Annotated in this window: 9 protein-coding genes and 1 other RNA gene; 4 read left to right on the forward strand and 6 right to left on the reverse strand. The window is 35.4% G+C overall.

All coding sequences use genetic code 11. The features are described 5' to 3' along the window. Positions 1-7: 7 nt before the first annotated feature. From rny to F1003_RS03080, 4 genes are all read right to left on the reverse strand, one after another. Complete coding sequence (rny, locus tag F1003_RS03065; protein WP_155087747.1) at positions 8-1,585, reverse strand: ribonuclease Y; 1,578 nt, start codon at positions 1,583-1,585, stop codon at positions 8-10. Between the two features lie 57 nt (positions 1,586-1,642). Then, positions 1,643-1,750: non-coding RNA, 6S RNA (gene ssrS, locus F1003_RS03070), on the reverse strand. Between the two features lie 59 nt (positions 1,751-1,809). Continuing rightward, positions 1,810-2,097: a cell division protein ZapA gene (locus tag F1003_RS03075; RefSeq protein ID WP_155087748.1), complete on the reverse strand. Its 288-nt coding sequence runs from the start codon at positions 2,095-2,097 to the stop codon at positions 1,810-1,812. A gap of 19 nt (positions 2,098-2,116) precedes the next feature. After that, entirely contained in the window at positions 2,117-2,407 is a 291-nt protein-coding gene (locus F1003_RS03080; protein ID WP_155087749.1) for a coiled-coil domain-containing protein, read from the reverse strand. A 279-nt stretch (positions 2,408-2,686) separates the two neighbouring features. Here F1003_RS03080 and F1003_RS03085 point away from each other — a divergent pair, with 279 nt between their 5' ends. After that, positions 2,687-4,375: a M23 family metallopeptidase gene (locus F1003_RS03085; protein ID WP_155087750.1), complete on the forward strand. Its 1,689-nt coding sequence runs from the start codon at positions 2,687-2,689 to the stop codon at positions 4,373-4,375. A 146-nt stretch (positions 4,376-4,521) separates the two neighbouring features. After that, a complete protein-coding gene (locus tag F1003_RS03090; protein ID WP_155087751.1) occupies positions 4,522-6,987 on the forward strand; it encodes a TonB-dependent receptor in 2,466 nt (821 codons plus the stop codon). A 1-nt stretch (position 6,988) separates the two neighbouring features. Here F1003_RS03090 and F1003_RS03095 read toward each other — a convergent pair whose 3' ends face one another. Continuing rightward, positions 6,989-7,711, reverse strand: a complete 723-nt coding sequence (locus tag F1003_RS03095) for a phage tail-like protein (RefSeq protein ID WP_162306886.1) — start codon at positions 7,709-7,711, stop codon at positions 6,989-6,991. Between the two features lie 181 nt (positions 7,712-7,892). Here F1003_RS03095 and F1003_RS03100 point away from each other — a divergent pair, with 181 nt between their 5' ends. Then, positions 7,893-9,689, forward strand: coding sequence for a T9SS type A sorting domain-containing protein (locus F1003_RS03100; RefSeq protein WP_155087753.1), 1,797 nt, complete (start codon positions 7,893-7,895; stop codon positions 9,687-9,689). Positions 9,690-9,818: 129 nt separating this feature from the next. Next, positions 9,819-11,624, forward strand: coding sequence for a T9SS type A sorting domain-containing protein (locus F1003_RS03105; RefSeq protein WP_155087754.1), 1,806 nt, complete (start codon positions 9,819-9,821; stop codon positions 11,622-11,624). Here F1003_RS03105 and F1003_RS03110 read toward each other — a convergent pair. Beyond that, complete coding sequence (locus F1003_RS03110) at positions 11,614-12,759, reverse strand: cysteine desulfurase family protein (protein WP_155087755.1); 1,146 nt, start codon at positions 12,757-12,759, stop codon at positions 11,614-11,616. The genes F1003_RS03105 and F1003_RS03110 overlap by 11 nt on opposite strands. Positions 12,760-12,769: the final 10 nt, after the last annotated feature.

Here is a 12,769-nt window from a genome sequence, read left to right on the forward strand (position 1 = left end):
TATTATTCTACTTGGCTATATTCACCGCTCTAGTTTCTCTGATTACGGTTACTTTTACCTGTCCTGGATAGGTCATATCCGTTTGTATTTTCTGAGAAATTTCAAAAGATAAACTAGCTGCCTTATCATCAGAAACTTTTTCACTCTCTACAATAACACGTAGTTCTCTACCTGCCTGTATAGCATAGGCTTTCTTTACGCCGTTAAAACCAAAAGCTACATCTTCTAAATCCTTTAGTCGTTGAATGTAAGAATCCAACACTTGGCGTCTCGCACCTGGTCTTGCTCCCGAAATAGCATCACAAACTTGAATAATTGGTGACAACATGGTTGTCATTTCTATTTCATCATGGTGGGCTCCAATGGCATTACAAACCTCTGGTTTTTCTCCATGTTTTTCTGCCCACTGCATACCAAGTATAGCATGTGGAGTTTCGACATCAGTTTCAGAAGATGGTACTTTACCAATATCGTGCAATAAACCTGCACGCTTAGCCAATTTAGGATTTAAACCTAATTCTGCAGCCATCACACCACAAAGCTTAGCGACTTCGCGTGAATGCTGTAATAGGTTTTGGCCATAAGAAGAACGATATTTCATTCGTCCTACCATTTTTATCAATTCTGGGTGCAAACCATGAATCCCTAAATCGATAACCGTACGCTTACCGACTTCTATAATTTCTTGCTCAATCTGCTTTTCTGTCTTCCTTACTACCTCTTCAATACGAGCTGGGTGTATTCTACCATCAGTCACTAACTTATGAAGCGATAAACGTGCTATTTCACGTCTTACAGAATCAAAGCAAGATAAGATTATGGCTTCTGGTGTATCATCAACTATAATCTCAACACCTGTCGCTGCTTCTATAGCTCTAATATTTCTACCTTCTCTACCAATGATTCTACCTTTAACGTCATCAGATTCAATATTGAAAACAGATACACAATTATCTACAGCTTCTTCAGTCCCAATACGCTGAATGGTATTAATAATAATCTTTTTGGCCTCTTGTTGTGCAGTTAGTTTGGCTTCCTCTAATCGTTCTTGGGCATAAGCCATAGCATCTGTTTTGGCCTCTTCTTTAAGAGATTCTACCAGTTGTTCTTTAGCTTCTTCTGCTGAGAGTTGAGAAATGACTTCTAATTGCTGAATTTGGCTTTTATGTGCTTTTTCAACTTCATCCTTTTTCTTCTCAAGAAACTCCAATCTAAAATCGTAATCTTTAATTTTGCCTTCTAAAGATTGATTGGATTTTTTTGCTTTTGAAAGTTCATTGGAAATTTGGGACTCTTTATCTCTAATACGTTTTTCTGCCTCAGCCATTTTCTTGTCGCGAGAAAGTATGACTTTTTCGTGCTCAGCCTTAAGTTCAATAAACTTTTCCTTAGCCTGAAGTATTTTATCTTTTTTTAATGATTCTGCATCTACTTTTGCTTGCTTTAAAATCGACTTGGATTCTTTCTCTGCATTTGCGATTAATTTAGATGCCTTTCCTTTTTCAAGGGATTTAGCGATTATATAGCCCAGTATTACGCCTAATACTACTCCTCCAACAATATATAAAATTGTGTTAGTGTCCATGTTAGTTATTTAGTTTAGTATATAAAAAAAGCCTACATCAGTTTTGGATTCTGGTATAAACTCCTTAAAAACAAGTTTAGGGCTAACAAACTGATCAAGGATCCATTCTGAGATGGCTTGCTTTTACAATTTAAACTCACCCTTTTTAAAGAATTAACGTTGAGTTTATCAAAAAATATAACTAATGTAGGCAGTAACCTTATGTATTTTAAAGAACGAACGAGTTAGATGTGTTTTTGAAGCAGATCATTTAAAGCTTCTAACTTTTCCTGAACTTCCTCATTAACATACTCTTTATCTATTGACTTTTGCTCTACTTGAGCCGCAAACTGCAAAGCACACATTGCTAAAACATCTTGCTTATCTCTTACAGAGTAATTTTGCTCAAATTGCCCTATCATTGCCTCAATCTTCTTTGTGGCCTTTCGCAAACCTTCTTCCTGCTTTGGATTAATCGTTAAAGGATATACCCTATTTGCAATAGAAAGTTTAATTTTTAATTGATCTGACATTCAGTCTAAATTTACAACTTTATTCCGAGATTTGACCTATACAATGATCAATATCCCTAATAAGTGCATTTATTTTGAGCTTTGTTTCTCGTTTATTTTCGTCACTACCGAGCATTGAATTTGCTATTTTGAGTGTCTCATATTTTTCTGCCCAAGAAGCAATTTCTTCTTGTTTGCTGAGAAGTTCTTTTTGCTGTTTCTCTAATTGATCCGTAAGTTTCGCATTAGTTTGCTTTAAAACCTCCTGCTTGTGTAAAATCTTACTGATCTTATTCTCTAAAGCATCAACAATTTCTTCTATTTTACTCATTAAAGTAATTCAATACTGTAGAAACAAAGTTAACATACCTAATGAAAAAACACAATTCTTTTACAATTATTTTTAATTCACATAACATCAAAACAATTAGAACGTTAAGAAAATAACGTGATTAAAATAAACATTATACAAGAACAAAAATGTTTATTCTAACTCATCAACGATTCCATATGACAATATTACCACTGAAATTGTGCTTCTATAAAATAATACAACATTAGCGTTTGTAAATTTTAATCTATTTGATATTTTAGCTGTATTGCTTAGTCTATGAAAAAGTTTTTACTCTTCTTTTTAATTACCTCGTCTGTGTACGCACAGTCAGAATACCCTCAAGATTATTTTAGAAACCCTTTAGACATCACCCTAGTGCTTTCTGGTACTTTTGGTGAGTTACGTTCTTCGCATTTCCACTCTGGATTGGATATAAAGACCCAGCAAAAACAAGGATTGAAAGTTTACGCTGCTGCAGAAGGTTATGTGAGCCGAATAAAAATTTCGCATTACGGTTACGGAAAGGCCATTTACATCACACATCCAAATGGATACACAACGGTTTATGGCCATCTTCAAAAATTTTCTGACCGATTGGAAAAATACATCAAGGAATGTCAATACGATAAAGAAAGTTTTGAGGTGGAAGTTTTTCCAAGTTCTGAAGAACTCATTATTGCACCAAATGAAGTTATTGCATACTCTGGTAATACAGGCGGTTCTGGCGGACCTCATTTGCATTTTGAAATAAGAGACAACCAAGAACGTCCCATGAATCCAATGTTATTTGGTATTGAGGCAAAAGACACCAAAAGGCCATTTGTGTCAGCAGTATTTGCGTATCCAAAAGATGAAAATGCCATAATTAATGGTAAAAATGAACGTGTACCTCTTCGTTTAATACCGCAGAAAAGTGGTGATTATGAGGTTGAAAAAATTACCGCTTTTGGCAATATAGGTTTTGGAGTGACTTCTTATGACAAACAAGATTTGGCGCCAAACAACAATGGAGTAAGCAATATTGAAACATTTTTTAATGGCAATAAAAGTCTGGAAATAGATTTTAAGCGTTTCAGTTTTGATGAATCTAAGCACATTAAGCGTTTAATTGATTATGAATATTACAAAACCAAACGTTCTCGAATTCAAAAATTATTTGTTCAGAAAAACAATCCGCTGAGCCTATACAAAGATGCGTATGATGATGGCTATATACGTGTTGAAGATAGTACTTCTTCTGTTTATAAAATAAGAATTCGTGATTTTGAAGGCAACGAAACTTGGGTGAATATTCCTGTAACTGGAAAGTATGAAAAGCCCAATGAAACATTACGAGACATTGATGCCAACAAGACATTGGTATACAGTAACCAACCGACAACGCTTCAATCTGGAAACGTTACCGTTAATTTCTATGAAAACACGGTCTATGATGATGTTTTTATTGATTTTAAAGTAAGCTCAGATACAATTCATCTTCATAAAGACAACATCCCACTTCAAAAGAATTTCTATATCAATTATGACCTAAGTAATTATAAGGTTGAGCATTTGGACAAAATTTTCATTGCGCGTTTATACGGTTATTACAAAAGACCAAGTTATGTACACACAAAGCGGAAAGGAAACATTTTGAGCGCTGGTAGTAAAACATTAGGTTTATATACATTGGTAATGGATACGGTTGCACCAACAATTGAACCAGTAAATTTTCAGAACAAGAAATGGTTGAGCAAATACCGTTATCTGAAAGTGAAAATTGATGATGAATTATCTGGAATCAGCAAATACAGAGCAACGGTAAATGGTGAATGGATCTTAATGGAGTACGACTATAAAACCAAGATGTTGGTGCACGATTTTAATGATAACATCGTTAAAGACACTAAGAACGAATTAAAGATAATTGTTACCGATAATGTTGGAAATAGTTCTACATTTGAAGCAACCTTTTTCAGAAAATAAATGAAATAACATTAAAATCTTGTCACTCTGAATTCGTTTCAGAGTTTCATTTTCTGTTTTTCATACTTTGAGATGCTGAAACAAGTTCAGCATGACAAAACTTGATCTTTATGATCTTTTTTAATGCTAACTATAAAAACTAATATTTGAAACGCTTACACTTTATTCTTCTATTTTGTTTGCTATTCAGCGTGTTTTCTTTTTCGCAGTCTGCAATTATAAGAGGTGTTATCTTGGATGAAGCTAATAACCCAATAGAAAATGTTAACATAAAAGCTTCTACTGGCGAAGGTAGTGCTTCCAATAAAAATGGCTTCTACGAATTAAGAGTACCTTCAGATATTGAATTAACTTTAGAATTTACACATGTTGGGCACAGTCGTGTTGTTTCAAAATTCAATTTGAAAAATGGGCAGGAATTAGAGTTTAATCCTGTAATGAAAGTTGAAATAGAGCAAATTGCCGAAGTTGTAATTTCTACCAATACAAGGCAAAGCGTCGACGGAATTGTCTCTGTGACTCCAAAAACTTTAAGAACCATAAAAGGTGCACAACCTGGTGTGGAGAACATACTAAAAACCTTGCCTGGTGTTAATATTTCCAATGAGCTAAGTACACAATATTCCGTACGTGGTGGAAATTTTGATGAAAACTTGGTTTATGTTAATGAAATTGAAGTGTATCGTCCGTTCTTAATTCGTTCTGGTAATCAAGAAGGTCTGAGTTTTGTAAACACGGATTTGGTCTCAAATGTTGATTTTTCGGCTGGTGGTTTTCAAGCCAAATATGGAGACAAACTTTCTTCTGTATTGGATATTACATATAGAAATCCTGTGGATTTCGGTATAAGAACAGATTTAAGTTTTTTAGGAGGAAGCATTGCTGCTGAAACCATTTCTAAAGACGGAAAATTTTCTGGTATTGCTGGTGTGCGTTACAGAGACAATAGTTTAATATTAAACAACTTAGAAACCGAAGGTAACGTAGAACCTGTTTTTGCAGATGCCCAGACCTATTTAACGTATCGTTTTTCAGATAAGTTTCATCTCAACTTTCTAGGGAATATTTCTTTAAACAAATACAACTTTGAGCCAGAAAATAGACAGACCAACTTCGGTACACTACAAGAACCTGTTGCCTTGTTGGTGTTCTATGATGGAAATGAGGAAGACCAATACCAAACTTATTTTGGTGCTTTTAAAGCCAATTATTTTGTCAACGAAGATTTAACGCTAAAGCTGATTGCTTCAGCATATCACACTATAGAGCAAGAGTATTTCGACATTTTTGCACAATACCGTTTAGGAGAAGTCAATACTAATATAGGCGACGAGGATTTAGGTGAAGTTGAATTCAGCGAAGGCATTGGCTCACAATTAACACATGCACGTAACGATTTAGACGCCTTTATCGTCAATGCTGAGCATAGAGGTGATTACAAAATTGATGAAGAATCTACAGTTGAATGGTCGGTAAAATACACCCATGAAGATATTAGAGATCGTTTGGTAGAATACGAAATTATAGATTCGGCAGGCTTCTCTATTCGTCCACCGAATTTTAGCATTCCAAACTTACAACCTTACGAACCTTTTGAAGGACCTCTAACAGCTTTTGAAAACATTAGAGCGTTGAATAGAGTTCAGATAAATCGTATGCAAGCTTTTACCCAATATAGTAAACGAACGGAATGGGGAACCAATGAAGTGTTTTACAATGTTGGTGTTAGAGCACACAACTGGACTGTGAGTGGCGAGGATATAGAAAGCAATACACAAACGGTTTTTAGCCCAAGAGCTCAATTTGCCATTAAGCCAGATTGGGATAAGGATATGCTGTTTAGAGTTGCAGGTGGTTTGTATTACCAACCACCCTTTTACAGAGAGTTAAGAGATTCTTCAGGTGTAGTGCAACCAAATGTAAAAGCTCAGAAATCCTTTCATATAGTTCTAGGTAATGAATATAGCTTCAAAATGTGGGATAGACCATTTAAGTTAGTTACTGAAGCCTACTACAAAGGTTTAAGCGATGTAAATCCGTACACTTTAGAAAACGTAAGGATTCGTTATAGGGCCAAGAATAATGCTAAAGCTTACGCTTATGGTTTGGATATGCGATTGAATGGTGAGTTTGTACCAGGCACTGAGTCGTGGTTTAGTTTTGGCTATTTAAAAACCGAAGAGAATATTGATAATCGTGGTTACATTTCTAGACCAACCGATCAACGTTTAAAATTTGGAGCATTGTTTCAGGATTATGTACCAAACATGCCCAATTTAAAAATGTACCTCAATTTGGTGTACAATACAGGTGTTCCTGGTGGGTCTCCGAGTTATGCGGATCCATACGATTTTCAGATTCGATTGCGAGACTACAGACGTGCCGATTTGGGTATTTCCTTAGAACTGGTAAACCCAACCAAAATCTACAACGCTCGCTGGAAAAAGAAGTTTAGGGAACTTTCCTTAGGCTTTGAGATTTACAACATGTTCAACAACCAAAACTCTATTACCAATACTTGGGTAAGGGATGTTTATACCAAGCGTCAGTTTGCCATTCCTAATTTTTTAACACCAAGGGTATTTAACGTAAGGCTTTCTGCTAAGTTTTAATTTAATTGCCCGATAGTTTAGTAATTACTAAATTAAAATTTGACAACTCTACATTCCCCGGAGAACCACTAGTTGAACTATACCCTAATCTCAATTTAGCACCATTTGCAACAAAAGTTTCAAGTTGATATAATAGAATGGATTCACTAACCTTGTTTAAGTCGCCAGATCCCCTTAATAACGGTACAGTCTTCTGAAAAATTACGATTCCGTTGGTCGTTGCAATGTCAAATGCAATAACTATGAAACTATTATTTGCATCCGGAATCGCATCAAACTGTAATCTAACTTCAACAGAATCTCCTAAATTAATAGGTGTGATTCGGCTATTGCTATTATCAAAAAAATCTGATGCTGCTACTCCTGTTGGGGCAAAAGATTCGATAACGTTGTCTGATGGATGATTAGTAAAGTTTAAGTTTATATCCGTAAAGTTCTCAGGGTTCTCTGAATCATTGATAGATATTCCTGGTAGGTCTAAAAAGTAATCTCCATCATTTAATGCTACCCAACCAGTATTGGAAGGCTGAGATAATTGTTGCCAAGTTGAACCGTTAAAAAATAAAAAAACATTTAAATCTGTATCAAATACTAATAGTCCAGTCGCTGGAGAAATTATTTCATTTCTCTCATCTGAAGTCATTCTAGGAGTAAGCATACCTTGGCTGTCGGACTCTAGTTCTAATAAGGCTGATGGATCAGGATCTGTAGTTCCAATACCCACTTGGGCATGAGTTTGAAATACAATAAAGAAAGTTATAGCGGTTAAAATACGTTTCATAAATAAAAATTTGGGGCAAATTCTAGTGCAATAATATACCAATTATCGATTAAAACCAAATTTCAACGTTCAAGTACATTATTTTTTTTATATTGCCAACTTTTACAACCCAAATCTTTAGGCCATGCGTATACTAACTTCACTGCTTTTATTAGGCTATAGCGCATCGATATTTGCACAATTAAATGTTAGAAACAATACCTATATATACGTAAAAGATGAAGTTGTCTTTGTCAAGGATAATATAAATCTCAACGAAGCTGATTCTAAAATATATTTAAGGGATGAATCACAATTAATCCAAGGCGATGGAACTTCTGGCAATTCTGGTTTAGGAGAATTAAGTATTTACCAAGAGGGAAATGTGAATCAATGGTCCTATAACTATTGGTGTTCACCTGTTGGCGGCATTTTAACCGATAATTTTTTAAATAATTCTTTTCGAGTAAATCAAATCGATGACCCGTTGCTCTTAACAGTGAGCACTATAGATAGTGACGATAGTATTTTTACCAACAATTATAATGGAAACAGTACTCCACTGATTATTTCTAACCGATGGTTGTGGACCTTTGTTTCATCAGATTCAAATAGTGATTGGGTATATGTAGGAGAAACAGGAGATGTTTCACCAGGACTTGGTTTTACAATGAAAGGAATGGGTTCTGCAGTTACTGGGGACCAAACATACGATTTTAGAGGAAAACCAAATAATGGTACCATAGGCAATTCTATAGCGGATGATGTGTTCACTTTGGTAGGTAATCCGTACCCAAGTGCAATTGATGCTGCTCTATACATACATGATACCGACAATATAAACGCAATAGATGGTACTTTATATTACTGGGAACAGGATGGAACGGTTAACTCACACGTTTTACAAGACTATGTTGGTGGCTACTATGAATTCACCATAAACGCGACAGGAGATATGATAACAGATTCACCTGCTGTATTCACCACTTACGATGAAGATGATAACTCGTATCCTTTAATGACGCCATTGAATGGAGTTAAATCCGCTGGTCGTTACATCCCTATTGGTCAAGGATTTATGGTTAAAGGTATAACTAGTACTTCAGGAACTGTATATGCTAAAAATGAGCATCGTGTTTATGAAAAAGAAGGTGGAAATAGTATATTCTTTAGAAATGGAAGTCATAATAGTGCTCAAGAATCTGATAACTCACAAATTATATATCAAGATAATGGTTTAACAATAGTTCCAGAAGATTATAAGCGTTTTAGAATTAATGTCGATTTTACTGTAAATCAGTCTAAATATACCAGACAATTGGTTTTAAACTTTCATGACAGTGCAACGGCTGGATTTGATCGAGGTTTGGAGTTAAGTCGCTCTGAAAATTTTGCTAACGATGCCTATTTTACAATAGATAACAAAATCTATTCTGGGCAAGCCTACCCTTTTGATCAAGCTCTTGTAATACCTCTGAATGTAGATATTCAGGAACAACAACCACTACGATTTAGAATTTTTGATATTCAAAACTTTGAAGAAAATCAAGACATCTATATTCACGATGTGCAAACGAATACTTTCGTTAACTTAAGAGATGAAGATTATGAATTAAATATTGATGCCGGTAATTATACCAACCGTTTTGAAATTGTATTTATGCAACAAAACGTCTTAGATGTTAAGGACTATATTTCTGAATCTGTAACTGTAGTTCAAAATAATAATTTACAGGAGCTATCAATTTTAAACCCGAATAATCTTAATGTTAAATCTATTGAAATTGTTGACGTAAATGGTAAGCACATTTTAAAACGTCAGTTCGATGCGAGTACAGAGATATACAAATTATCTACTGCAAATTTGAGTGATGGCGTTTATATTGTTAATATTAGACTTAATGAAACAATTATGTCTCAAAAAATCTTGGTTAAGGAATAGCCAAATTTTAGCGGAAGAGCCAAATTCCTCGTTGTATTACACCTAAGGTATCATTAAATTTTATAAATTTGTAACTGTCTAATTCACTTTAGGTTACCCTACTAAGCTATAGTTATAAATTTATCAAGCATGAAATTTTCCCTCATCGCATGCCTAATGCTATGTTTTAGTTCGGTTTTTGCACAACTTAGTGTCAGAAACAACGCTTTTGTCTACGTTAATGATCAGGTTTTGTACGTAGAAGATGATGTTAACCTCGAAGAGTCAACCACTAAACTTTATCTTAGAAACGAATCTCAATTAATTCAAGGAGCTGGAACAACTGGTAATTCTGGTATTGGTGAATTAAGTGTTTACCAAAACGGAACAGTCAACCAATGGGCTTACAATTATTGGTGCTCTCCTGTTGGTGGAATATTGACTGATAATTTTATAAATAATTATTTTAGGATTAATCAATTAGACGATCCCCTTCTGTCCACCATGAATCCAATAGACAGTAACAATAGTATATTTACCGCTTCGTATAATGGAACCGCAAGCCCTTTGACCATATCTGACCGTTGGTTATGGACTTATGTATCGTCTAGTGCTTATGCTGATTGGATTTATGCTGGTGATGCTGGTGATATAGACCCTGGATTGGGCTTCACTATGAAAGGAAGTGGAACAGCTAGTACAGGTAATACCACTTACGATTTCAGAGGAAAACCAAATAATGGCACAATGGCTAATCCTGTGGCTGCTGGTGATTTCACTCTGGTTGGCAATCCGTATCCTAGCGCTATGGACTCTGCAGCCTTTATACACGATACTCAAAATCAAGCAGCAATAACTGGCACATTGTTTTATTGGGAGCAAGATGCCAGTACTCCACAAACACAATCACATGTTTTACAAGAGTATGTTGGTGGCTATTCAGAATTTACCATCAATTCCTCTGGAGTTATCATCTCCAATACACCTGCTGTATTTTATACTTATGATGAGCAAGATAATGTTTATTCTTTACCTCCTGGGCCACCAGCTACTGGAACTAAAATGGCTCAACGCTACATACCAATTGGGCAAGGTTTTATGGTAGAGGGCAGTGTTGGTACATCTGGTGTTGTGCGTGCCAAAAACGAACACAGAGCTTATGTAAAAGAAGGTGCACAGAGTTATTTCTTTAGAAATGGTGATGCTACCAATACAAGTTCAGATGGCATTCAATTTCACGAAAATGGACTTCCTATAGTTCCAGAAGATTACAAACGTTTTAGGGTTAATGTAGATTTTACGGTGGGTCAATCCCAATACACAAGACAGCTACTTTTAAATTTTCATGATACAGCAACAGCTGGATTTGATTATGGATTAGAGTTAAGCCGTTCAGATAATCACCCTTCGGATACTTATTTTACACTCAATGACAAAGCATATTCAGCACAAGCCTATCCTTTTGAAGATGCTTTGACTATTCCTCTAGTAGTTGATATAGAACAACAGCAACCGCTTAGATTTAGAATATTTGATATTCAGAATTTTGATGATTCACAAGGCATTTATATTCACGATATAGAAAACGAACTTTATGTCAATCTTAGGGAACAAGATTATGAATTAAACATTGAGCCAGGCAATTACACCAATCGCTTCGAAATTGTATTTACGCCTGGCGAGGCTCTAAGTATTAATGATTTTGAAGTTAACAAGCTTACCATAAGACAGAACAATGACTTACATCAACTTGCTGTTTTAAATCCAAATGGATTAGACATTAAGTCTATTGAAGTTTTTGATGTTGCAGGCAAGCGTATGCTAAATAACCAATATGATTCTGTATCTAATCGCTATGAACTCTCTACAGTAGATCTAAGCGACGGAGTTTATATAGTCAATGTGATTTCAAATACAAATACGGTAAAATCTGAAAAGGTGATCGTTAAGAATTAACAAAATCCTTTAGCACATCAACTACATAATCCAACTCTTCTTTAGTATTAAAAACACTAAATGAAAAACGGACGGACGGTCGCTTTAGTTTATCCCCATCCAGAATTGCCGAAAGTACATGGGATTGTTGATTGCTTCCACTTTGGCAAGCACTACCTTTAGAGCAAGCTATACCTTTAAGATCGAGTTGAAACTGTAGCATTGGTGCCTTCTCTGGAGCAATAGGCAAACAGACGTTCACCAAAGTGTATGTGCTATTTACTGTGTCTTCACAACCTCCATTAAAGCTGACATCATCTATATTTTCCTTTAATTGTGCAATGAAGTAATTCTTCAATTCAGAAATGTATTGTTTTTCGGTATCTAAATTAGCATAGGCAATTTTCAGCGCTTCGTCCATACCAACAATATTATGGATGGATTCCGTACCAGCTCTATAGCCTCTCTCCTGCTCACCACCAAAAATAAGTGGCTTCAATCCAGATTCTTTTCTTACGTAACAGAACCCAACACCTTTTGGGCCATGGAATTTATGTGCACTAGCCGCTAAAAAGTCAATCGGAATGTCTTGCAAGTCTATTTTAAAATGTCCTACAGATTGCACGCAGTCTGACTGAAACAAAGCATCGGATGCTTTGCATAAATTGGCAACGCGTTCAATATTGAGAATATTACCAACTTCGTTATTGATATGCATTAAGCTGACCATAGCTTTATCAGAAGATTGCAATAAGTCTTGCAAGTGATTATAATCCACCAATCCACAGTCATCTAAATTGACAAAACTAACAGTAATATCATATTCCTTTTGTAATTGCTCTACAGTATGCAACACGGCATGATGCTCAATCTTGGAAGTAATAATCTCCGTAACTCCTAAATCCCTTACAGCACTTCGTAAGGCCAAATTATCAGCTTCAGTTCCGCCAGAAGTGAATACAATTTCGGCTGCAGACACATTAAAATAACGCGCAATGTTTTTTCTACATTGCTCTAAAAGTGCTTTCGAAGCTCTACCGAAACTATGTGTAGATGAGGCATTACCAAAGTTATTATTAAGAACTTCGGTCATTCGCTCTACAACTTCTTTACGGAGTGGTGTGGTCGCTGCATTGTCTAGATAAACGTGATTCATATTGCAAAAA

It is taken from the genome of Winogradskyella ouciana, assembly GCF_009709615.1.
Taxonomy (GTDB): Bacteria; Bacteroidota; Bacteroidia; order Flavobacteriales; family Flavobacteriaceae; genus Winogradskyella; species Winogradskyella ouciana.

Excerpts from the sequence above, each read along its gene's own strand:
- F1003_RS03075 (WP_155087748.1), bottom strand. The coding sequence starts at position 2,097 with ATGTCAGATCAATTAAAAATTAAACTTTCTATTGCAAATAGGGTATAT.
- F1003_RS03105 (WP_155087754.1), top strand. The coding sequence starts at position 9,819 with ATGAAATTTTCCCTCATCGCATGCCTAATGCTATGTTTTAGTTCGGTT.
- rny (WP_155087747.1), bottom strand. The coding sequence starts at position 1,585 with ATGGACACTAACACAATTTTATATATTGTTGGAGGAGTAGTATTAGGC.
- F1003_RS03085 (WP_155087750.1), top strand. The coding sequence starts at position 2,687 with ATGAAAAAGTTTTTACTCTTCTTTTTAATTACCTCGTCTGTGTACGCA.
- F1003_RS03110 (WP_155087755.1), bottom strand. The coding sequence starts at position 12,759 with ATGAATCACGTTTATCTAGACAATGCAGCGACCACACCACTCCGTAAA.
- F1003_RS03080 (WP_155087749.1), bottom strand. The coding sequence starts at position 2,407 with ATGAGTAAAATAGAAGAAATTGTTGATGCTTTAGAGAATAAGATCAGT.
- F1003_RS03100 (WP_155087753.1), top strand. The coding sequence starts at position 7,893 with ATGCGTATACTAACTTCACTGCTTTTATTAGGCTATAGCGCATCGATA.